The 20836-nt window shown below is 64.0% G+C and carries 22 protein-coding genes; 8 read left to right on the plus strand and 14 right to left on the minus strand.

What is annotated here, in order from left to right; all coding sequences use genetic code 11:
* Nucleotides 1–115: 115 nt before the first annotated feature.
* The 5 genes from BMX27_RS11195 to BMX27_RS11215 are packed head-to-tail and all read left to right on the plus strand — an operon-like array spanning nucleotide 116 to nucleotide 3747.
* Nucleotides 116–787, plus strand: coding sequence for a cell division ATP-binding protein FtsE (locus BMX27_RS11195; protein ID WP_090159903.1), 672 nt, complete (start codon nucleotides 116–118; stop codon nucleotides 785–787).
* The gene (locus BMX27_RS11200) at nucleotides 784–1686 is read left to right on the plus strand and encodes a cell division protein FtsX (protein WP_090159904.1); all 903 of its coding nucleotides are present in this window, start codon (nucleotides 784–786) and stop codon (nucleotides 1684–1686) included. The genes BMX27_RS11195 and BMX27_RS11200 overlap by 4 nt, the downstream gene beginning before the upstream one ends.
* Nucleotides 1683–2456: a lysophospholipid acyltransferase family protein gene (locus BMX27_RS11205; RefSeq protein ID WP_090159905.1), complete on the plus strand. Its 774-nt coding sequence runs from the start codon at nucleotides 1683–1685 to the stop codon at nucleotides 2454–2456. The genes BMX27_RS11200 and BMX27_RS11205 overlap by 4 nt, the downstream gene beginning before the upstream one ends.
* A complete protein-coding gene (locus BMX27_RS11210; protein WP_090159906.1) occupies nucleotides 2453–3055 on the plus strand; it encodes an MSMEG_1061 family FMN-dependent PPOX-type flavoprotein in 603 nt (200 codons plus the stop codon). Before BMX27_RS11205 ends, BMX27_RS11210 begins: the two co-directional genes overlap by 4 nt.
* Nucleotides 3049–3747 (plus strand): hypothetical protein, encoded by a 699-nt coding sequence (locus BMX27_RS11215; RefSeq protein ID WP_090159907.1) that lies wholly within the window; start codon nucleotides 3049–3051, stop codon nucleotides 3745–3747. Before BMX27_RS11210 ends, BMX27_RS11215 begins: the two co-directional genes overlap by 7 nt.
* Here BMX27_RS11215 and BMX27_RS11220 read toward each other — a convergent pair.
* From BMX27_RS11220 to smpB, 8 genes are all read right to left on the minus strand, one after another.
* On the minus strand, nucleotides 3744–4706 hold the full coding sequence (locus BMX27_RS11220) for an acetyl-CoA carboxylase carboxyltransferase subunit alpha (protein ID WP_090159908.1): 963 nt from the start codon (nucleotides 4704–4706) through the stop codon (nucleotides 3744–3746). The genes BMX27_RS11215 and BMX27_RS11220 overlap by 4 nt on opposite strands.
* Before the next feature lie 68 nt (nucleotides 4707–4774).
* The gene (locus BMX27_RS11225) at nucleotides 4775–5734 is read right to left on the minus strand and encodes an L-malyl-CoA/beta-methylmalyl-CoA lyase (RefSeq protein ID WP_090159909.1); all 960 of its coding nucleotides are present in this window, start codon (nucleotides 5732–5734) and stop codon (nucleotides 4775–4777) included.
* Between the two features lie 188 nt (nucleotides 5735–5922).
* Entirely contained in the window at nucleotides 5923–6144 is a 222-nt protein-coding gene (locus BMX27_RS11230) for a chorismate mutase (protein WP_371260124.1), read from the minus strand.
* A 22-nt stretch (nucleotides 6145–6166) separates the two neighbouring features.
* Nucleotides 6167–7351 carry an amino acid aminotransferase gene (locus BMX27_RS11235; protein WP_090159910.1) on the minus strand — a complete coding sequence of 395 codons (1185 nt, stop codon included), beginning with the start codon at nucleotides 7349–7351 and terminating at the stop codon, nucleotides 6167–6169.
* Nucleotides 7352–7361: 10 nt separating this feature from the next.
* Nucleotides 7362–8228 carry a 3-mercaptopyruvate sulfurtransferase gene (gene sseA / locus BMX27_RS11240; protein WP_090159911.1) on the minus strand — a complete coding sequence of 289 codons (867 nt, stop codon included), beginning with the start codon at nucleotides 8226–8228 and terminating at the stop codon, nucleotides 7362–7364.
* A gap of 118 nt (nucleotides 8229–8346) precedes the next feature.
* Complete coding sequence (locus BMX27_RS11245) at nucleotides 8347–9588, minus strand: saccharopine dehydrogenase family protein (protein ID WP_090159912.1); 1242 nt, start codon at nucleotides 9586–9588, stop codon at nucleotides 8347–8349.
* 27 nt (nucleotides 9589–9615) lie between these two features.
* On the minus strand, nucleotides 9616–10710 hold the full coding sequence (locus BMX27_RS11250; protein ID WP_090160020.1) for a carboxynorspermidine decarboxylase: 1095 nt from the start codon (nucleotides 10708–10710) through the stop codon (nucleotides 9616–9618).
* A 137-nt stretch (nucleotides 10711–10847) separates the two neighbouring features.
* The gene (smpB, locus tag BMX27_RS11255) at nucleotides 10848–11321 is read right to left on the minus strand and encodes an SsrA-binding protein SmpB (RefSeq protein ID WP_056035144.1); all 474 of its coding nucleotides are present in this window, start codon (nucleotides 11319–11321) and stop codon (nucleotides 10848–10850) included.
* 83 nt (nucleotides 11322–11404) lie between these two features.
* On the opposite strand from smpB, the gene BMX27_RS11260 reads away from it, so the two are divergent.
* Entirely contained in the window at nucleotides 11405–12586 is a 1182-nt protein-coding gene (locus BMX27_RS11260) for a winged helix-turn-helix domain-containing protein (protein WP_371260126.1), read from the plus strand.
* Nucleotides 12587–12636: 50 nt separating this feature from the next.
* Here BMX27_RS11260 and dapA read toward each other — a convergent pair whose 3' ends face one another.
* Complete coding sequence (gene dapA / locus BMX27_RS11265) at nucleotides 12637–13509, minus strand: 4-hydroxy-tetrahydrodipicolinate synthase (protein ID WP_090159914.1); 873 nt, start codon at nucleotides 13507–13509, stop codon at nucleotides 12637–12639.
* Between the two features lie 157 nt (nucleotides 13510–13666).
* On the opposite strand from dapA, the gene BMX27_RS11270 reads away from it, so the two are divergent.
* Nucleotides 13667–15832: a lytic transglycosylase domain-containing protein gene (locus BMX27_RS11270; protein WP_177172709.1), complete on the plus strand. Its 2166-nt coding sequence runs from the start codon at nucleotides 13667–13669 to the stop codon at nucleotides 15830–15832.
* Here BMX27_RS11270 and BMX27_RS11275 read toward each other — a convergent pair whose 3' ends face one another.
* From BMX27_RS11275 to mnmD, 3 genes are all read right to left on the minus strand, one after another.
* The gene (locus BMX27_RS11275) at nucleotides 15833–16873 is read right to left on the minus strand and encodes a sensor histidine kinase (protein ID WP_090159916.1); all 1041 of its coding nucleotides are present in this window, start codon (nucleotides 16871–16873) and stop codon (nucleotides 15833–15835) included.
* A gap of 90 nt (nucleotides 16874–16963) precedes the next feature.
* Nucleotides 16964–17830, minus strand: a complete 867-nt coding sequence (locus tag BMX27_RS11280; RefSeq protein WP_090159917.1) for a DMT family transporter — start codon at nucleotides 17828–17830, stop codon at nucleotides 16964–16966.
* Between the two features lie 3 nt (nucleotides 17831–17833).
* Entirely contained in the window at nucleotides 17834–18499 is a 666-nt protein-coding gene (gene mnmD, locus BMX27_RS11285; RefSeq protein WP_090159918.1) for a tRNA (5-methylaminomethyl-2-thiouridine)(34)-methyltransferase MnmC2, read from the minus strand.
* Nucleotides 18500–18547: 48 nt separating this feature from the next.
* Between mnmD and BMX27_RS11290 the strand changes: the two genes are divergently transcribed.
* Complete coding sequence (locus BMX27_RS11290) at nucleotides 18548–19582, plus strand: NAD(P)/FAD-dependent oxidoreductase (protein WP_090159919.1); 1035 nt, start codon at nucleotides 18548–18550, stop codon at nucleotides 19580–19582.
* Here the strand turns inward: BMX27_RS11290 and BMX27_RS11295 are convergent.
* Together BMX27_RS11295 and BMX27_RS11300 are read right to left on the minus strand one after the other, a co-directional pair.
* Entirely contained in the window at nucleotides 19579–20016 is a 438-nt protein-coding gene (locus tag BMX27_RS11295; RefSeq protein ID WP_090160021.1) for a VOC family protein, read from the minus strand. The genes BMX27_RS11290 and BMX27_RS11295 overlap by 4 nt on opposite strands.
* A complete protein-coding gene (locus tag BMX27_RS11300) occupies nucleotides 20013–20795 on the minus strand; it encodes an HTD2 family dehydratase (protein WP_090159920.1) in 783 nt (260 codons plus the stop codon). The genes BMX27_RS11295 and BMX27_RS11300 overlap by 4 nt, the downstream gene beginning before the upstream one ends.
* Nucleotides 20796–20836 lie beyond the last annotated feature (41 nt).

Here is a 20836-nt window from a genome sequence, read left to right on the forward strand (position 1 = left end):
AGTTAACGTCCCCACAGATAAAGCCAAGACGTCCGGCACGGGTCAGAGGCTTTGCATTGTAACCTGTTGCAAATTTGGGCAAAACACTTGCAACGCTGCTGGAGGAGAAATCCGCGTGATCGAGCTGGAGAATGTGGCCTACAGCTATGGCGGGGATTCCCTGTTCGCGGGGCTGTCATTGCAGCTGGCACCGGGATCGTTCCAGTTCCTGACGGGACCGTCGGGCGCGGGCAAGACCACGCTGCTGAAACTGTGCTACGGCGATCTGCTGGCGACATCCGGGCGTGTGACGCTGTTCGGCAAGGATGCCGCAGGGCTGACACGCGATGATGTGGCGCTGGTGCGCCGCCGCATCGGGGTCGTGCATCAGGATTGCCAGTTTCTGGACCATCTGCCGTTGTCTGAAAACGTGGCGCTGCCGTTGCAGGTATCCGGCCGCAGCAAGGAGGCGCAGGACAACCTGGGCGATCTGCTGGGCTGGGTCGGCCTGTCCCGGCAGGCAGCCCAGACGCCCCCGCAGTTGTCGGGCGGCGAACGCCAGCGCGCGGCGCTGGCCCGTGCGGTCATCACCTCGCCGGATGTGATCGTGGCGGATGAACCGACGGGCAACGTCGACTGGGACATGTCGCAACGCCTGTTGACCTTGCTGATCGAGCTGAACCGGATGGGCAAGACGGTGCTGATCGCGACCCATGACCTGAACCTGATCCGTTTTGCCAAATCGCAGGTGGTGGCCAATGTGCTGCGCATCCGGGGCGGACAACTGGAAACCGGGGTGACGCTGTGAATCCGCGGGTCACGCAAATCCTGGGTCTGCTGCAGGGTGACCGCGAGGCTGACCGCGCCGTTCCTCCCACCGGTTTCACGGCGCGGCTGACGGTTTTCACCGCAGCGGCGATGGCGTTTCTTGCGGTCTTTGCGCTGGCGCTGTCGGTGGCGACGGGGCGGCTGGCGGACCGCTGGTCGGCAGAGCTGGCGCGTACGGCGACCTTGCGCATATCGGCCCCCGCAGGCGAGGGCGAGGCGCAGGTGCGGGCGGCCTTGCAGGTGTTGGAAACAACCCCCGGCGTGGCATCGGCCCGTGCACTGACCCCCGAGGAACAGGCCGTTTTGCTGGAACCCTGGTTCGGCCCCGATCTGCCGCTGGAAACGCTGCCCATCCCCCGGCTGATTGAAGTGACGGCGGATGCCGATGGCTATGACGCGACCGGACTGCGCGCGCGGCTACAGGCCGAGGTCCCGGCCGCCGTGCTGGACGATCATACGCGCTGGCGCGCGCCGCTTGTCGATGCGGCCAACAGGCTGCGCACACTGGGATGGATCGCCTTGTTGCTGATCGGCGGTGCGGTGGCTGCGATGATCACGCTGGCGGCGCAATCGGCGCTGTCGGCCAATGCGCAGGTCATTCGCGTGATGCGGCTGGTGGGTGCGCGCGACGCCTATATCGCGCGCGCGTTCGTCCGCCGTTTTACGCTGCGGGCCGGGTTGGGAGCGCTGGTCGGCACGATCCTGGGACTGCTGGCGGTTGCCGCCCTGCCAAACGGTGACGACGGTGGATTTCTGACAGGTCTCGGATTTTCCGGCGCTGGCTGGTTCCTGCCCCTCTTCATCCCGCCCCTTGCGGCGGTCGTCGCGTTTCTGGCAACCCGTGCCGCGGCGTTGCGCACCCTGAGGACCCAAGCATGAGTTACGCAATCCAATGGCTGCGGTCGCTGCTGTTCACCGTCACGATGTACATTCTGATGGCAATCTACGGCATCGTCTTTCTGCCCTATGTGCTGGTGTCGCCAATGGGCGGGCGCACCGCCTGCATGTCCTACTCCCGGACAGTGATGTGGCTGGCCGGTTGGATGATTGGCCTGCGGTTCGAATTTCGGGGCACGGCGCCGACCTATGGTTGCATGGTCGCGGCCAAACACCAGAGTTTCATGGACGTGATGGCGATCTACCAGACCATGCCGCGCCCGCGTTTCATCATGAAGCGATTGCTGCTTTGGGCACCGATCCTGGGCCTGTATGCCTATCGTGCGGGCTGCATCCCCGTTGATCGGGGCAAAAAGGGTCAGGCGATCAAGGACATGCTGGCGCGGGTCAAGGCCGGCGACCAGAAACCGGGGCAACTGTGCATCTATCCGCAGGGCACCCGGGTCGCGGCGGGCGTTGTGGCACCCTACAAAAAAGGCACGGCAGCCCTCTATGGGCAATTGCAACAGCCCTGCGTGCCGGTGGCCACCAATGTTGGCGTGTTCTGGCCGAAACGCGGGATTTATCGCAAGCCGGGTGTGGCGGTGTTCGAGTTCCTCGATCCGATTCCGGCGGGCCTGCCCTTGCGGGAATTCATGGTCGCGCTGGAAAACGCGATCGAGGAGCGGTCCGATGCGCTGGCGCGCGAGGCTGGACTGGACGTGCCGCAGCGCAAGACCATTCCGCCCGTCGAACCCGGAGCCCCCGTATGACCCCCGTATCATCCGTCGACGAACTGGCCGCGATCTACGGCCCTGCTGTGCCTCGGTCCCTGACCAAGGTGCGCGACCGTCTGACCCCGGCCTACCGGACGTGGATCAACGCGGCCCGGTTCGTCGTGGTGTCCACCGTCGGGCCAGAAGGCACGGACGGATCGCCTCGCGGCGATGTCGGGCCAGTGGTGCGCATCGCGGATGATCGCAGGCTGTTGTTGCCGGACTGGATGGGTAACAACCGCATCGACACGCTGCGCAACATCGTGCGTGACCCGCGCGTCAGCCTGATGTTCATGGTGCCCGGCAGCAACAATGTCGTGCGCGTGAACGGCCATGCCATCGTGACGGTCGATTCGGATGTGACGCAGCAATTCGAACAGCGCGGCAAACACCCCCGCAGCGTCGTCGTCATCACCGTGACCGAGGTATATTTCCAATGCGCCAAGGCGATCATGCGGTCTGCATTGTGGTCGGGTGAGGATCACGGCGCAGCCCTGCCCAAGGCGGGGGACTTGCTGCAAGAGGTCGAGCCGGATTTCGATGGTGCCGCCTATGATGCGGGCTATGCCGCAGCGGCCGAGGCCAAGATGTGGTAGCAGCGATCCGCTGGTTCAAATCGGCGCTGCATCCCAACGCGTTGACGCTGGACGACGACAGCCTGGATGCCGCCTGTGACCCCGCCGCGTTGACACTGGCGATTGCGGGTCTGAATCTGCCGGATTTCATCCATCGCTTGCGCGTCGTGGCCCCCGCTGACATGGACCTGACCGCATTTTTCGCCTGCGGGTTTCGCAGCGTGCGGCGCACGCGACTGGTCGCAATCGAACTGGGCACGCTGCCGCTGACCTTGCCTGACTTGCCCGCGGATTGGACGGCGCAATGGGTATCGCCGGGCGATCCAGCCGATTGGACCGGCTGGTTCGCGGCCCATTGGGATCATTACGCGCGCACCCATCGCAGCAATCCGCCACGCGATCCGGGACCAGAGGGGCGGGCGCTGATATTCGGTGGGGATGACCTGACCGATGCGCTGTTCGTCACGGATGCGCAGGGCGCCTTAGTGGCGTTCGGCAGTCTGCGCGCTGATATGGAATTGGGCTGGCTGGACGCAATACGTGCCGGCCCAGGCCATGTGCCTGCCGTTCTGGGGGCCGTCCTGCGCCGCGCCGTGGCCAGCGGCTGGACGCAGGCCACCTGCGAGGTAGATGACGATCATGCAGCCCTGTGGGCGTGTCTGCGCCACGTGCAGGGCGGTGACAGCTATGTCACCCTGCAGCGTGAGGTTTAGGCCGCGAGGCCCTTTTTCCCCAGATCGAGGTATTTCTTGCGGCGACCTGCCATGATCTTGGCGGGTTTCATGCCGTCAAAGGATGTCAGCAGCTCGCTGATCGCTGCACCCACGGACTTGATTGCGGCGGCAGCGTCGCGGTGGGCCCCGCCTGCAGGTTCCGGAATGATCCGGTCGCAGACGCCCAACTCCTTGAGGTTCTGTGCCGTCAGGCGCAGGGCGGCGGCGGCCTCTTGGGTTTTGCCTGCGTCCTTCCACAGAATGGATGCGCAGCCTTCGGGGCTGATGACGGAATAGATCGAATGTTCCAGCATCGCCACGCGGTCGGCGGTGGCAAATGCCACAGCGCCGCCGGACCCGCCTTCACCGATGACCACGGAAATGATCGGCACCTTCAGGTCCAGACAGGCTTCGGTCGAACGGGCAATCGCCTCGGATTGGCCACGTTCCTCGGCCCCCTTGCCGGGGTAGGCACCGGGGGTGTCGACCAGCGTGATGACGGGCAGGCCGAACCGGTCGGCCATGCGCATCAGACGGATCGCCTTGCGATACCCTTCGGGGCGGGCCATGCCGAAATTACGCGCGATGCGGGATTTGGTGTCGTTGCCCTTTTCATGGCCGATCACCATGACGGGGCGACCGTCCAGACGCGCGAGGCCGCCCATGACGGCATGATCGTCGGCAAAGTTCCGGTCACCGGCCAGCGGCGTGAATTCGTCGAACAGCGCCTCGATGTAGTCCTTGCAATGGGGGCGTTCGGGGTGGCGGGCAACCAGACATTTGCGCCACGGAGTCAGCCCGGAATACAGTTGTTTCAGCAGGTCGGCCGCCTTGCGATCCAATGCGGCGGCCTCTTTTTCGATGTCCATTTCCTCGTTTTCGCGGGCCATCGCGCGCAGCTCTTCGGCCTTGCCTTCGATTTCGGCGAGGGGTTTTTCGAATTCGAGATATTGGGTCATCACGCACCTTTACTGGAACTGGTGCCGATATAGGCGCGTGAGACCGGGAATTGCAATGCCGCGAGGCGTCAGGTGCCCGCGATCATTTCGGACTGTTTGACGATGACTTCGGCCTGTTTGATGGATGCGATGTCGACCAGACGTCCCTTGTAGACGGTTGCACCCTCGCCATTTGCCTTGGCGGTTTCCATCGCGGCAAGGATTTCGCGCGCCTCGGCAACGGCTGCCTCTGACGGGGTAAACACCTCGTTGGCCAGCGCGATCTGCTTGGGGTGGATGGCCCATTTGCCGACCATGCCCAACGTGGCGGACCGCCGGGCCTGCGCGCGGTAACCTTCGTCATCGGAAAAATCGCCAAAGGGACCATCGACCGGCAGAATGCCGTGGGTGCGGCAGGCGGCGACGATGGCGGTCTGCGCCCAGTGCCACGGGTCGGAATAATGCCGCGTCTCACCGTGCAGCATGTAGTAATTGTCCTGCGTGCCACCGATCCCCGTCGTCTGCATCCCCATCGAGGCCGCGTAGTCGGCGGCACCGAGGCTCATCGCCTGCATCCGGGGGGAGGACGCCGCGATTTCGTTCACATTCACCAGACCAGCGGCAGATTCGATGATGACCTCGAACGCGATGGGTTTGGTCCGGCCTTTGGCAGTTTCAATCGCCGTCACCAGCGCATCGACGGCATAGACGTCGGCCGCACAGCCGACCTTGGGGATCATGATCTGGTCCAGCCGGTCACCCGCCTGTTCCAGCAGATCCACCACGTCACGATACCAGAAGGGTGTGTCGAGCGAATTGATCCGCACAGACAACGTTTTGGTGCCCCAGTCGTGCGCACCGATCGCCGCGATTACATTGGCGCGGGCTGCATCCTTGTCCGTTGGCGATACGCTGTCCTCGAGGTCGAGGTTGATGACGTCCGCCGCAGAGGCCGCCATTTTCGCAAACAATTTGGTGTTTGAACCTGGCCCGAACAACTGGCAGCGGTTCGGGCGGGCAGGTGGGGTCGGTTGCAAGCGGAATGACATGGGCGAGACACTTTATTTCGTTTGAATAGGTGTCCCGCGTATAATGTTACGCTGCGCCGCGCAAGTTTCTTTCGCACATGCAGCACGGCGCGCAGCGCTGTTCGACGGGGCAAGCCCCGCGAAGCCGCCCCGCCCGCCGTCCCGCAATCAGCCTAAATGCACCGCCTCACGCGCGATCGACCATTCGATCAGGGTATGCCCAGCGCCTCTGCCAGATCGGGGTCGAGGTTGCGCGCTTCGGCCAGGGCGCGCACGTGCGCCTTGACCTCGGCCACGTGGTCGACGGTGCGCGCAGGCAGGCCTTCGACCTTTTTGAGGTCGACGGCGCGGTCGATATAGCCCACGCGCTGCGCCAGCAAGTCGATCAGTGCGGTATCCAGCGCGTCGATCTGCACGCGCAGTTCCGCCATGTTTGCGCAGTCGGCGGGCGCCCTAGACGCCGGCATCGACGATGGCTTGCGCCAGCAGCGGCACGGTATCCGCGTTCAGACCGGCAATGTTCATGCGGCTGTCGCCCACCATGTAGATGCCGTTTTTATCCCGCATCGTTTCGACCTCTTCCGGCGAAGCACCGATCCGGCTGAACATGCCGCGGTGCTGTGCCACAAAGTCAAACCGGTCGTCGTTCGCCCGCTGGCGCAACTCATCGGCCAGCTGCTGACGCAGGGCCAGCATGGTGTTGCGGGTTTCCTCCAGCTCTGCCTCCCAGTCGGCGCGCAAAGCGGGGTCCGTCAGGATCGTGCTGACGACCCGCGCGCCGTGATCCGGCGGAAAGGAATAGTTCTGGCGGTTCAGAAAGTTGAGGTTGGCCTGCGTGAGTGCAGCCTCTTCGGTGTCACGGGCGAGGCCCATCAAAATCCCGGTGCGTTCACGGTAGATGCCAAAGTTCTTTGAACAGCTGGCGGCGATCAGCACGTTGTCGAATGCGGCGGCCACCTTGCGGGTGGCTGCGGCGTCGTCCTGCAAACCGTTGCCAAAACCCTGATAGGCGATGTCCACCAGCGGCACGGCACCCCTGTCCTTGATCACCGCGATGATCTGGTCCCATTGGTCCGCCGTGGGGTTGGCCCCCGTGGGATTGTGGCAGCAGCCGTGCAGCAGCACCACGTCGCCGGGTGCGACCGTACCCAGATCAGCAATCAGACCGTCGAAATCAACGCCACGGGTGGTGTCGTCGAAATAACGGTATTCCTGCATTTTCATGCCGAGGAATTTGATGATCGACGGGTGGTTCGGCCATGTGGGGTTCGACAGCCAGACGGTTGCGTCGGGGGATGCGATGCGGATCAGTTCCAGCGCCTGCCGGATGGCACCGGTGCCGCCCGGTGTCGCGATGGCCGCAATGCGGTCGCGCTGCACAGTGTCGGCCAGCACCAGATCAATCATCGCGTCGGCAAAGGCCGGATCACCTGCCAGACCCGTGTAGGCCTTGGTCGTCTGGTCCGCGACGATTCGGCGCTCGGCCTCTTTGACGGCGCGCATGACGGGCGTGTTGCCGCTGGCGTCCTTGTAGACGCCGACGCCCAGATCGACCTTGGTGTCGCGGGGATCGGCGCGGTAGGCGGCCATGAGTGACAGGATCTTGTCGGCGGGTTGCGCCTTGAGCGTCTCGAACATCTGTAGGTCCTTAAGAGGTGGCGGGGCCGGTGGCGATGGGCAGGTCGGGATACATGCCCCATTCGGACCATGACCCGTCATAGAGCGCGTGGTCGGTCTTGCCGATGCGTTCCAGCGCAAGGTTGATGATGGCGGCGGTCACACCCGACCCGCAGGTCGTGATCACGGGTTTCGTCAGATCCGCACCGGCGTCGGCAAAGGCCTGTTGCAGGGCGGGGGCGTCCTTCATCGTGCCATCGGCGTTCAGCAACGCGGTGTAAGGAAGGTTGCGCGATCCGGGGATATGGCCGCTGCGCAGACCTGCGCGCGGTTCCGGCACCTCGCCGTTGAAACGGGCGGGGGCGCGGGCATCCAGCGTGGTGTGGTCACCGAGTTTCGCGGCACGGGCAACCTGGGTCACGTCCTTGATCATCTGGTTCTGGCGGCTGACCGTCATGTGGCGGTCGCGGATCACGGGCGGCATATCTTCGGTCGCACCTCCGGCGGCGATCCATGCGGGCAGGCCACCGTCCAGAACGGCCACGTCGCGTTTGCCCATCAGCCGGAACATCCACCAGACGCGGGCGGCGGAAAACAGCCCCGTGCTGTCATAGACCACGACCTGGTGGCCGTCGCCCACACCCATCGCGCGCAGGCGCGACATGAATTTTTCGACCTCTGGTACCATGTGGGGCAGTTCGGACCGGCTGTCCGAAATATCGTCGATGTCGAAAAACCGCGCACCCGGGATGTGGCTGGCTGCGTATTCCGCACGCGCGTCGCGGCCCGAATCCGGCATGTGCCAGCTGGCGTCGAGAATACGCATGTCGGGGTCGCGCAGATGCGCCTTGAGCCAGTCAGCACTGACGAGCGTGCGCGGATCGTCCGGGGTCGCCATGGCGCTCTCCTGTAGGGGCGAGGGTCGCGGCGAGTGCTAAACCACGGGGGGCGTCAAGGCAAGCGGGACCGGGACGACATCGGCAGGGGGCACCGCGCCGCAGTGCCCCCCGGCCATTTCAGTTGGCGTTCCAGGCGCGGTCGCCGTCTGCGTCGCGCACCCGTGTCGGCAGGCCGATGGTGTCCAGCAGGGTGAACAGCGGTTTCGGGTCCAGCTCTTCGACGTTCATCATGGTGCCCCTGTCGTAGGTGCCATCCGCGATCAGCATGGCAAAGGCCACGGGCGGCACGCCAGCCGTGTACGAAATGCCCTGGCTGCCGACCTCGTTATAGGCGTCCTTGTGGTCAGCCACGTTGTAGACGAACACCTCGACCTCCTCGCCGTCCTTGGTCCCCTTGACCAGATCGCCGATGCAGGTCTTGCCGGTATAGTCAGGTGCCAGGCTGGACGGATCGGGCAGCACTGCCTTGACCACCTTGAGCGGGACGACCTCCAGCCCTTCGGCGGTGGTGACGGGCTGTTCGGACAACAGCCCGAGGTTTTGCAGCACCGTAAAGACATTGATGTAGTGATCGCCAAAGCCCATCCAGAACCGCACGTCGGCATCGGGATAGTTGGCGGACAGCGAATGCACCTCGTCATGGCCGGACAGATAGGCCTTTTGCTTGCCCACGACGGGCAGGTCCCATTCGCGCCCGACCTCGAACATCTTGTTCGTCCGCCATGCGCCGTCCTGCCAGCTGTAGACCGTGCCGGTGAATTCGCGAAAGTTGATTTCGGGATCGAAGTTGGTCGAAAAATAACGTCCGTGGTTGCCGGCATTGATGTCGACGATATCGATGGACGTCACCTTGTCCATGTAGGCATCGGCGGCATGGCGGGCAAAGGCATTGACCATGCCCGGATCGAAACCCGCGCCCAGAATGGCGGTCACCCCTGCGGCGGCACAGGCGTCGCGGCGTTTCCATTCATAGTTGGCGTACCACGGCGGGGTCTCGCAGATCTTGGTCGGATCTTCGTGAATGGCCGTGTCGATATATGCGGCACCGGTCTGGATGCAGGCCTCGAGCACGGTCATGTTCACAAAGGGCGAGCCGACGTTGATCACGATCTGCGCACCGGTCGCATTGATCAGGGCTGCGACCGCGTCGCTGTCCATCGCGTCGATGGCATGGGACTGAAAAACGCCGTCCTGTTTCATCGCGCCTTTGTCGTGGACGCTGGCAATGATGGCGTCACATTTCGCGATGGTGCGGCTGGCCAGATGGAGGTCACCCAGAACGTCGTTGTTTTGCGCGCATTTATGCGCGACGACCTGTGCGACGCCGCCAGCACCGATGATCAGAACATTGCGTTTCATTTATCCAAAAAACCCCTTTGTCATGAATTACGAAAGTGCGGCTGCGAAATCGTCGTAGTCGAAATCGCGCACCAACCGGGTGCTGCCATCAAGTTCACGGATCGCGATGCTGGGCATCTTGACGCCGTTGAACCAGTTTTTCTTGACCATTGTGTAGCCTGCCGTGTCCTGAAACGAAAGCCGGTCACCCGCCTTGAGCGGGGCATCGAACCGGAATTCACCGAAAATATCCCCGGCCAGACAGGATTTGCCGCAGACCATCCAGGCGTGATCGCCGGTGTTGGGCGCGATTTTGGCAGGTTCGCGGTAGATCAGCAGATCCAGCAGATGGGCTTCGATGGAACTGTCGACGATGGCCAGGTTTTTGCCGTTGTGCATCGTGTCCAGCACCGTCACCTCGAGCGTGGCGGCACCGCTGATCGCGGCCTCGCCGGGTTCGAGGTAGATCTGCACGCCATAGCGTTCGGCAAAGCCCTTGAGCCGGGCGGCAAAGCGGTCCAGCGGGTAATCCGCACCCGTGAAATGGATGCCGCCGCCCAGGCTGATCCAGTCCATCTTGTGAATGACCTTGCCGAACCGATCCTCGATCAGGGTCAGCATCTCGTCAAAGCGGTCAAAACTGTCGTTTTCGCAGTTGTTGTGGAACATCAGCCCGGTGATCTGGTCAGCGATCGCGTCAATTTCGTCGGGGTCGTGTTCGCCCAACCGGCTGAAGGGACGGGCGGGATCGGCCAGGTCGAATTCCGAGGTCGAGACACCGGGATTGACTCGCAGACCACGGATGTGACCGGCAGACTGGGCCGCAAATTTCGTCAGCTGACCGATGGAGTTGAAAATGATCTTGTCTGAATGGGCCAGGACCTCGACGATTTCGTGGTCGGCGTAGGCCACGGAATAGGCGTGCGTTTCGCCCGGAAACTTCTCACGGCCGAGACGCACCTCATAGAGCGAGGACGACGTGGAACCGTCCATGTAGTCTGACATGAAATCGAACACCGACCATGTGGCAAAGCATTTCAGCGCCAACAGGCATTTCGCCCCGGATTCCGCACGCAGCCATGCGATTTTTTCCATGTTGGGCAACAGGCGGGATTTGTCGATCAGGTAATAGGGAGTTTGCACGGCAGAGGCTTTCTGTTGGATTGCACCGTGGTGCATCGAAAGGATCGCGGCGTGGTGCCGGTTTTGAACGATATCGCGAGCGGCTGTCGCATAACTGGCGCGGCCAGTGCAATCGGCAATACTGGCGCGAGGCTACGTCAGGTGTCGTGACGCAGTAATCGCTGTTTTTGCCTTGCCCAGTCACGTTTCGCGTCGGTCTGACGCTTGTCGTGGTTTTTCTTGCCCTTGGCCGTGGCGATTTTCAGTTTCACCAGCCCGCGGTCGTTGAAATACATCACCAGCGGCACGAGGGTCATGCCTTCACGCTTGGTCGCGTTCCACAGGCGCGCCAATTCGCGGCGGCTGACCAGCAGTTTGCGTTTGCGCCGGGCCTCGTGGCCAAACATCGCCTGTTCATAGGGGGCGATATAGCCGTTGGTCAGCCACAGCTCGCCGTCGTCAACCGAGGCATAGCTGTCGGCGATGCTGGATTGGCCGATGCGCAGGGATTTCACCTCTGACCCGTGCAGGATGATCCCGACCTCCAGGTCCTCCTGGATTTCGTAATCATAGCGTGCACGCCGGTTTTCGGCGATCACCTTGTAATTCTTGTTGTCCGGTTTCTTGGCCATGCACAGCAGATAGGCGACAGTGCGGGGCAGGGCAAGGCTGGCCCGGGCGGACTTGATGCGCCAGACTGGTCGCGACAGGGGGTATGATGCAGGTAGAGCGACTGGAAAATGCCCGCGCGCGGGCGTTGTTTCTGGACCGGCACGAGCTGGGCGCCGCAGGCCTGGGCAGTGCCATGGCCGCGATCGATGCGCTGGGGTTCGTGCAATTGGACAGTGTGAACACATTCGCGCGGGCGCACGATATGATCCTGTGGTCACGGCATCGGTCCTATCGTCCGCCCGTCCTGAACCGTCTGCTGGCGCGCGAACGCGCGGTGTTCGAACACTGGACCCATGACGCAGCCGCGATTCCCATGGACCTGTGGCCATTGTGGCGGATGCGGTTCGCACGCGACCGCATGATGCTGGAACGCCGCTGGGTGCGTCACCGGCCTGCCGGATTCGCCGCGCAGGTTGACGGGGTCATGCGCCAGATCGCCGATCATGGGCCCTGCACCTCTGGCGACGTGGGGCAGGGCGAGGCGCGTGGCAAGGGCGGTTGGTGGGACTGGCACCCCAGCAAGACGGCGCTTGAATACCTGTGGCGCAGCGGTGCGCTGTCGGTCGTGCGGCGCGAGGGGTTCCGCAAGGTCTATGACCTGACCGAACGGGTGATCCCGCAGGCGGTGCGCGAGACAGAGATCAGCGATGCAGACGCCATCGACCGGCTGTGCGCACTGGCGCTGGACAAGCTGGGGTTCGCCACAAGCGGCGAGATCGCGGCGTTCTGGGCGCATGTCACCCCGGCAGAGGCACGGGTCTGGTGCGACGCGGAGCTGGCCGCAGGCCATGCCGTGCCGGTGGACGTATCAGGGGCCGATGGCCGGATACGTCGCTGCCTTGCGCGTCCTGATCTGCTGGATGCGAGGGTGCCGGACCTGCCGGGACGGGTGCGCATCCTGTCACCGTTCGATCCCGCGCTGCGCGACCGCAAGCGGGCGGAATGGCTGTTCGGTTTTCACTACCGGATCGAGATTTTCGTACCAGCGCCGCAGCGGCGCTATGGCTACTATGTCTTTCCGGTGTGGGAAGGGGACCGGGCGATCGGGCGTATCGACATGGCACGGCAGGGTGATGTGCTGGCGGTGCGCGCCTTTTGGCCCGAACCGGGCGTCACGATGGGCAAGGGGCGGTTGTCGCGCCTGCAATCAGAGCTGGCGCGCGCGGCCGTTTTTGGCGGTTGTGGTCGGATTGATTATGACCCGGATTGGATGCGGGACGCCTGACGCCGCTGTTTGCGGGCGCTGCCCGCAAATGCGCCCCGCCCGCCGTCCCGTCAGTTCAGAAGGCCCGCGTGAACCATACCGGCGCGGATGCGGTCCTTGACGCCGTCGGTCAGGCCGACCAGCGGCGCGCGTACCTCTTCGTTGCCGAGGCCCAGCAACGACAAGCCGTATTTCGCGCCGACCAGCCCCGGTTCGAGAAAGATCGCCTCGTGCAGGGGCATCAGGCGGTCGGTGATCGACAATGCGGTCGCGAAATCGCCGGCCAGCGTGGCGTCCTGCATCTGTGCGCACAGCGCGGGTGCCACATTCGCCGTGACCGAGATGCAGCCCGTGCCGCCGTGGGCGTTGAACCCGAGTGCTGTCGCGTCCTCGCCCGACATCTGCACGAAATCCACACCACAGGTCATGCGCTGCTTAGGTACGCGGGACAAATCGCCGGTGGCATCCTTGACACCGACGATCATCGGCAGCTTGGCCAGTTCTGCCATGGTGGCGACGGTCATGTCGACGGCGGACCGGCCGGGTATGTTGTAGATCACGATGGGCAGGCCGCAATCGGCAGCGGCGGTGAAATGCGCGATCAGACCGGCCTGTGTGGGTTTGTTGTAATAGGGGGTCACGACCAGTGCGGCATCGGCGCCTGCGGCCTTGGCGGCCTTGACCAGCCGAACGGTTTCCATGGTGTTGTTCGACCCGGCGCCTGCAATGACCGGGATGCGGCCTGCTGCATGATCAACGACGGTCTGGACGACCAGATCGTGTTCGTCGTGGGTCAGTGTCGGGCTCTCGCCCGTTGTGCCGACCGGAACCAGCCCGTGCGTGCCTTGCGCGACATGCCAGTCGACAAGGTTTTTCAGCGTTGCGAGGTCCACCTTGCCGCCGCTGAACGGCGTGACGAGGGCGACGAATGAACCTTTGAACATGGGGTGTTGTCCTGATGTTGGGGCCGGGCTGCGGGCCATCGGCGAAATCGCGCGGACCCTAGCGGGGTTTCCCCCGAATGCCAAGAATGTGCGTTGCCCCGTCAGCATGATAGACCATATTCGAGTGACAGTTCTGTTCCGCGCCACAGGTGCCCCTATGCGATTTTCGATCCCCGGTTTCATGCGTGTTGCCAGTGTCCTTTTCTGGCCTGCCTTGGCGACAGCGCAGACCGTGACCGATGACGACATCAGGGCGGTCCGTTTGTCCAATGACCGTGACTATGATGCAGCCTATGCCGCAGCCGGGCGCGACGACCCGGTGATGACCGATCTGGTGACATGGCAACGCCTGCGGTTCGGCGATGCGCCATTCGCGGATTACATCGATTTCGAGGCGCGGCGCCCGAACTGGCCCGGCGAAAACGTCGTGCGCGCCGCCGGAGAGCAGGTGATCCCCGAGGACGCAAGTGCGGCGCAAGTCATACTATGGTTCGACGGTTTGCCCCCGCAGACGGGTCTGGGGGCCGTGCGACTGGCGCAGGCGCTGGTGGCTACGGGCCAGATTGATCGTGCGCGCAACGTCGTGCGCACGGCATGGATCGATCTGGAACTGTCGGATTTCAGCCAGCAGTTGTTGCTGGACAGTTTCGGTGACGATCTGGCCGATCTGCACGAAGAGAGAACCGATCAGCTGCTATGGGCCTGGCGCACTGACGCGGCCGAGAAAATGCGCCCCCTGCTGGACGAGGGCCAGCAGGCGTTGCTGACCGCCCGGTCGCGGCTGATCCGCGATGCCTCCGGCGTCGATGCAGCACTGGCCGCGGTCCCCGAGGATCTGCGCGACACGGCGGGGTTGCTCTATGATCGGTATAACTGGGCAGCTGACCGGGGGCGTCGCAGTGATGCGATGGACCTGCTGCTGGCGCAATCCACAAGTGCCGCTGCACTGGGCGAACCCTTTCGCTGGTCCGGCTGGCGGCGTATCCTCGCGCGGTACGAGATGCGTAACGGCGACCCTGAACGGGCCTACCGCATGGCATCACAGCATTTCATGACCCCCGGTGACGGGTACAACTATGCCGATCTGGAATGGCTGTCGGGTTATCTGGCGCTGACCTATCTGGACGATGTGGAACTGGCGCTGACGCATTTCGACACCTTTGCCGCCACGGTCGATACGCCAATCAGCGAGGGACGTGCGGGATACTGGCAGGGACGCGCCCTGTCTGCCTTGGGCCGGACGGCCGAGGCCGAAGCGGCCTTTGCCCGTGCGGCGGTGCACCAGACCAGTTTCTACGGTCTGCTGGCCGCCGACCGGCTGGACCTGCCACTGGATCCTGCGCTGATCGGCGCGGACGAGGGGCTGGACTGGCAAAGTGCACCGATCATCGAGGATGACCGCGTGCGGGCCGCCATCGCCTTGCTGGAGGCGGGTCAGCGCGGCAAGGCCATCGCATTCGTCAACAATCTGGGCCAGACGCTGGGGGCTGCGGATATCGCACGTCTGGGCCGGGCCTTTGCCGCGCGGGATGAAACATATCTGACGGTCCTGCTGGGCAAGGCCGCTGCCGAACGCGGCGTCATCGTGCCCTCGGCGTATTTTCCGCTGCACCCCGTGGCGGACATGGATCTGCCGGTGCCGGCCGATCTGACCCTGGCGATCGCCCGCCGCGAAAGCGAATTCTACATCGGTGCAGGCAGCCCGGTGGGCGCACAGGGTCTGATGCAGCTGATGCCTGCCACAGCGCGCGAGGTCAGCCGTGAACTGGGCCTGAGCTATTCCGAGGCCAATCTGACGCGCGACTGGCGCTATAACGCGCAGCTGGGTGCGGCCTATCTGGCAGGCCTGCGCGAGAGATTTGGTGATTCCGTCATTCAGGTCGCAGCGGGATACAACGCCGGTCCCAGCCGCCCCGCAACCTGGATGGACGAACGCGGTGACCCACGCCAGGGTGAGGTGGATGTCGTCGACTGGATCGAACATATCCCGTTCCGCGAGACGCGGAACTATGTTCAGCGGGTCAGTGAATCGCTGCCCATCTACCGTGCGCGTCTGACGGGCACGACGGGCGAGGTCGATTTTCTGAACATGATCACGGGCAGCATGGCATCTGTGCGGCCACGATTGCGCCCCGATGGGTCGGTGGAACAACCGGTCCCCGCCGAGGTGCTGGCGGCACCGCGGCCTGAATTGCGTCCTGCCGCGTTGGATGCCGAGGCGCGTGTGGCAACGTCATCGGCACCTCCGGACGTGGTCGAGCTGATTGTCATTCCCGAAGGCAGCGCCCCGCCGGAAACCCTGCGCCCCATCCCGCGCCCCTGACTAACGGGGCGGGTTGGTGTCGTTGATCGCCTGAACCGGGCAGGTCATCGACCAGCGCAGCCCCTTGGGATCGAAGTCCTGGGTGACGGTGGCATTCAGCGCCGCTTCGGTCATGGTTTGTAGCACGGATGTGCCGAAACCCCGATGCTCTGGCGCCTTGACCGACGGGCCTCCATCCTCGCGCCAGGAGAGGCTGAGTGTTTCGTCCGTGACCGTCCAGCTGACGGTCAAGCGACCCTCTGACACTGACAGCGCACCGTATTTGGTCGCATTCGTGGCCAGTTCGTGCAGCGTCAGCCCGATGGATTGCATCGCACTTTCCCGCAGGATCAGCGCGGGGCCGTCGACCGTGATCCGCGGGTCGGTCCTGCTGGCAAAGGGGCTCAGTTGCTCGCGCACCAGATCGCCCAGTTGCACACCCACGGCGGCCTGCTGCATCAGCAGGTTCTGGTTCTGCCCCAGTGCCGCCATCCGTGCATTGAAACTGGCCAGGAAATCCTGCGGTTCGGTGGTGCGTGCCGTCAGACGTGCGATGCTTTGCACAATGGTCAGCACGTTTTTCAGGCGATGATTCATTTCTCCCATCAGGGCCACGACATGGTCTTCGTGGCTCTTGAGTGCGGAAATATCCATGATCGCCACCAGACCGGACACGGGCCGCGCGTTGCCATCTGCGTCCTGTTTGAACGTGACCTGTTTGCGCGCGCTCAGCCACCGATGGCCCCCGTCCGGTCGCGGGACGCGGTGCACCACATCCACGATGTCAGGTTGACCGGGTGCCAGCAGGGCGTCGACCTCGTGCTGAACATGAGGCTGGTCTTCGGGATGAATGCGCGCGTGCAATTCATCGCGGGACACGGGGCGCAAGGCTGGCAGATCGAACAGTTCGGCGGCACGGGCATCCAGCGTGATCGTGTCGTTCACATAATCCACGGTGCCAAGGCCAAGCCCTGCAACCTGAACGCCCAGTTGCAGCAATGCAGCCGACACATCCGGTTGTCCGGCGACGGGCAGATCGAATAATCCATCAGGTGGCGGCATCACGTGCAATCTTTGTAGGTTCAGCGCGTCTTTTTTTAGGATCTGCTAAAAATTGACGCAAGAGTTGTGGTATTAAACTAATCTTGGTTTTCAACTGCGTGCGCGGCTGCGGATCAGTGTGAATACGCCCGCGGCGACGACAATCGCGGTGCCCAGCGCCACGTTCCATTCCAACACCTCGCCAAAGAACGTCAGCCCGATCGCGGTCGCAAAGACCAGTTGCAGATAGGCAAACGGTTGGACCGATCCCGCCTCGGCGACCTCGTAGGTCTTGATCAGCAGCCAGTGACCGCTGACGCCCGTGACGCAGAGCACGGCCATGATCGCCCAGTCGGGGCCGGTCATGGGTTCCCAGAACCAGATGCCAGCGGCGGTGGACGCCACGGCCCCCGCGACGCCCGTCCAGAAAAAGCTGGTGGCGGCGGTGTCCAGTTTCGCCACGTATCGCGTCAACAAGCCATATAGCGCGAACATCACCGCCGCGATCAACGGGATGATGGCCGCGGGGGCAAAGACGGTGAATCCGGGTTCCAGAATGATGAGCACGCCGACAAACCCCACGCCAATGGCGATCCAGCGGCGCGGCCCCACGCCTTCGCCCAATACGGGACCGGACAGGGCCGCGATCAGCAGCGGATAGCAGGCAAAGACGGCATGACTTTCGACCAATCCCAGCGCCACGAAACCCGCGACCATCACCATGATTTCTGTCGCCAGCAGCAGACCGCGCAGGATCTGCACCTTGGGCTGGTTGGTGCGGGCGGCCTGGCGCACCGACCCAGTGCGCAACCGCGCAAGTGTGATGACAAAGGCGGCAAAGAACCAGTAGCGGATCATCACCACCATCATCACGTTGTAATCCGTCGCCAGATGCCGCGACAGCCCGTCCTGCACGGCAAAGACGAATGTGGTCGCCGTCATCAGGCCGATACCCAATCGGGTGTTGGAACTTTGCATGGGTTATTCCTTGATCCCGGTGGTCATGTGCCGTTTGCGCCCGTAGCCGGGCTGACGTGTGACGGTGAAACCGGCTGCAGCCAGTGAGGCGCGCACATGGCCTGCCGCCGAATAGGTCGCGCAGGTGCCGCCCGTGCGGCAGTGGTCAGCCACCTGTTGCAGCAGTTCCGGCCGCCACAAGGCGGGGTTCTTGGCCGGTGAAAACCCGTCAAGGAACCAAGCGTCGGCCATGCCGTCCCATGCGGGCAGGGTGGCGTTTGCGTCGCCCGCGATCACCCGCAACGTGAAATCGGGACCCGCGACATGCGACAGATCGGCGGCGGCCAGTGTCCCCACCGGCAGACCGTCGAACGGGGCTAGCGCGCGTGCGCGGTCTGCCGGCGTCATCGGGTGCAGTTCAAAACTGGTGAATATCAGGCGTCCAGCCACGCCGGAGGCGCGGAATGCGCGCAGGGCGCACAGAAAATTCAGCCCCGTCCCGAACCCCAGTTCGGCGATGTGGAACCCGTCCCGAAACCGTTCCGGCAGGCCGTTGCCACCCAAAAAGACATGGGCGGTTTCATCGACGCCACCGTTCAGCGAATAATAGGGATCATCGAACAGGTCGGACACCGGCACCGGGCCGTGTGGCGTGTCTTTCCAACTGAGGATGGCGGGCTGGTCGGTCATGATCGTTTGCCTTAAGCGTCGGGTCAGGTCTGAACCGGAGAGGGCGCGATGGCAAGTGATGTGACGGTGCGTGGTGCAGGTGTTTTCGGACTTGGCATCGCCTGGGCCTGTCTGCAACGCGGTGCATCGGTGCAGGTCATCGACCCGCACGGGCCGGCGTCTGGGGCCAGCGGCGGCATCGTCGGCGCCCTTGCCCCGCATGTGCCGGAACAATGGAACCCGAAAAAGGCGTTTCAATTCGAAAGCCTGCTGATGGCGGAGGATTTCTGGTCGGACGTGGCCTTGGCCTCGGGGCTGCCGACGGGATATGCCCGCAGCGGGCGGGTTCAGCCCCTCGCCGATGATGCTGCGGTGGCGCTGGCCCGGTCGCGGGCGCAGGGCGCGCGGGATCTGTGGCAGGGCCATGCCATCTGGCAGGTGACCGATGCGCCCCCCGGCGACCTGATCCCCGACAGCCCCACGGGGTTGTGGGTGCATGACACCCTGTCGGGTCTGATCCAGCCACGCGACGCGACCCGCGCCCTCGCGCAGGCGCTGACCCGCGCGGGCGTGCCGATCCTGTCCGAAGGGCCGGACAGCGGCGCGGTGGTCTGGGCCACGGGCTGGCAGGGTCTGCAAGACATGACCGCCGCCCATAGCCGGATGGTGGGCACAGGGGTCAAGGGGCAGGCGGCGCTGCTGGACGTCGATGCGCGCGGACAGGCGCAAGCCTTTGCCGGTGGTGTGCATATCGTGCCACACCATGACGGCACCACGGCGGTCGGCTCGACCACCGAACGCGAGTTTGACGATCCCGGCACCACGGACGACCAGCTGGATGCGGTGATCGCGGCGGCCCGCGCGGCGGTGCCTGCGTTGCGCGATGCAGCCGTGATCGCACGCTGGGCCGGGGTGCGCCCGCGCAGCCGCAGTCGTGCACCGATGCTGGGCGCGCATCCGTTCAGGCCGGGCCAATTCGTCGCCAACGGCGGGTTCAAGATCGGGTTCGGCATGGCCCCCAAGGTGGCGCAGGTCATGGCCGATCTGATGCTCGACGATCATGATGCGATCCCCGATGATTTCCGGGCCGCGGCGAACCTCTAATCCGCGGTAATATGCCAGTCGGGCGATGCGGCGACCAGTTCGACGGTGTTGCCATCGGGATCACGGGTAAACAGCCCGCGCCAGCCAGCCCAGTCGAAATCGGTGAATTCCGCTGGATGTCCCGCTGCAAGCAGCCAATCGCGGGCGGCGACCTGCTCATCCCAAGGCAGCGCCAGCGCCAGATGGTGCAACGCTGACCCCGCACCGGTGGTCACAGGCCCCTCATCCGCGAACAAGGCGAGCACCGCCACATGGCCTGCGTGGCTTTCGCCCAATTGATAAAAGGTGATTCCGTCGCGGTGGCCGCCGCGCACGCCGCCGGTGATGGGCGTCAGCCCCAGGATGCGGCCGTAGAAATCACGCATTGCGGCGTAGTCGCGGCAGCGGATGGCGATTTCGCCCAATGCGCGGGGATGAAACGGGCGGTCGGTCATGTCGCCGCCGCCGTCAGGCACAGGCGTCCGTCCGGGGCGCGCACCCACAGATCGTTGCCGCGCCGGCAAAGTGTTGCGGCCTCGTGCACCAGCAGCGGCGCCGTTGCGCGGTAGTCGAAACTGCGCAATGGCCCCAGTGCATCCGTGGCGAAATCCATCAGCAGATGTGCCAGCAAGGGGGCATGAACGACCAAGCCGCCGTAGCCCTGCGCGCGGGCATAGGGGTCGTCATAGTGGATTCGGTGTCCGTTGAAGGTCAGCGCGGAATAGCGAAACAGCGTCACGCTGTCGAAATGATGGACGCGTGTCTCGGACTGGTCGGTCGGTGCCTGCGCTGGTGCAAGGGTGTCCGCGTCTGTCGCGCGATAGACGATGTCCTGCCATTCGGTCAGCGCGAGGGTCTGGCGCTGCCGGATGTCATGCCGCAGCCTGACAAAGGCCAGCCGACCGGACCGCCCTTCCTTTTGCGTGATCGTCTCGATCCGGGTGTGTCGTTCGGCGCGCACGCCGGCCAGCAGGTCGCAGTGCAACACCAGCCGACCAGCGGCCCACATGCGGCGCGGCAACCCCAGATCGGGCAATCCTGCATCCTGAGCCGGGTGGCCATTGTCGGCCAATCCCTGGGGCGGTTCAGGCGTCCAGAAATAGACATGGTGCCCAAACGGCGGCAATGGATCGCCAACACCATAGCTGCGATCCACGCCCATCGTCGCCGCCAGTGCCGTGGCACGGGCGGGGTCCATCGTATCGGTCAGGGTCAGGGTTTCGCGGCTGTCCATGTCGACAAAGTGCCGCAACGGGCAGCGCAGGGCAATCGTGC

Origin of the sequence: Loktanella sp. DSM 29012 (assembly GCF_900110705.1) — a bacterium.
In the GTDB taxonomy this organism is placed as follows: domain Bacteria; phylum Pseudomonadota; class Alphaproteobacteria; order Rhodobacterales; family Rhodobacteraceae; genus Loktanella; species Loktanella gaetbuli.

Bases quoted from the DNA above. Each gene is read 5' to 3' on its own strand.
- BMX27_RS11205 (WP_090159905.1), top strand. From the start codon at position 1,683: ATGAGTTACGCAATCCAATGGCTGCGGTCGCTGCTGTTCACCGTCACG.
- BMX27_RS11210 (WP_090159906.1), top strand. From the start codon at position 2,453: ATGACCCCCGTATCATCCGTCGACGAACTGGCCGCGATCTACGGCCCT.
- BMX27_RS11220 (WP_090159908.1), bottom strand. From the start codon at position 4,706: ATGACCCAATATCTCGAATTCGAAAAACCCCTCGCCGAAATCGAAGGC.
- BMX27_RS11225 (WP_090159909.1), bottom strand. From the start codon at position 5,734: ATGTCATTCCGCTTGCAACCGACCCCACCTGCCCGCCCGAACCGCTGC.
- BMX27_RS11230 (WP_371260124.1), bottom strand. From the start codon at position 6,144: ATGGCGGAACTGCGCGTGCAGATCGACGCGCTGGATACCGCACTGATC.
- BMX27_RS11235 (WP_090159910.1), bottom strand. From the start codon at position 7,351: ATGTTCGAGACGCTCAAGGCGCAACCCGCCGACAAGATCCTGTCACTC.
- sseA (WP_090159911.1), bottom strand. From the start codon at position 8,228: ATGGCGACCCCGGACGATCCGCGCACGCTCGTCAGTGCTGACTGGCTC.
- BMX27_RS11245 (WP_090159912.1), bottom strand. From the start codon at position 9,588: ATGAAACGCAATGTTCTGATCATCGGTGCTGGCGGCGTCGCACAGGTC.
- smpB (WP_056035144.1), bottom strand. From the start codon at position 11,321: ATGGCCAAGAAACCGGACAACAAGAATTACAAGGTGATCGCCGAAAAC.
- BMX27_RS11260 (WP_371260126.1), top strand. From the start codon at position 11,405: ATGATGCAGGTAGAGCGACTGGAAAATGCCCGCGCGCGGGCGTTGTTT.
- dapA (WP_090159914.1), bottom strand. From the start codon at position 13,509: ATGTTCAAAGGTTCATTCGTCGCCCTCGTCACGCCGTTCAGCGGCGGC.
- BMX27_RS11270 (WP_177172709.1), top strand. From the start codon at position 13,667: ATGCGATTTTCGATCCCCGGTTTCATGCGTGTTGCCAGTGTCCTTTTC.
- BMX27_RS11275 (WP_090159916.1), bottom strand. From the start codon at position 16,873: ATGCCGCCACCTGATGGATTATTCGATCTGCCCGTCGCCGGACAACCG.
- BMX27_RS11280 (WP_090159917.1), bottom strand. From the start codon at position 17,830: ATGCAAAGTTCCAACACCCGATTGGGTATCGGCCTGATGACGGCGACC.
- mnmD (WP_090159918.1), bottom strand. From the start codon at position 18,499: ATGACCGACCAGCCCGCCATCCTCAGTTGGAAAGACACGCCACACGGC.
- BMX27_RS11290 (WP_090159919.1), top strand. From the start codon at position 18,548: ATGGCAAGTGATGTGACGGTGCGTGGTGCAGGTGTTTTCGGACTTGGC.
- BMX27_RS11295 (WP_090160021.1), bottom strand. From the start codon at position 20,016: ATGACCGACCGCCCGTTTCATCCCCGCGCATTGGGCGAAATCGCCATC.
- BMX27_RS11300 (WP_090159920.1), bottom strand. From the start codon at position 20,795: ATGGACAGCCGCGAAACCCTGACCCTGACCGATACGATGGACCCCGCC.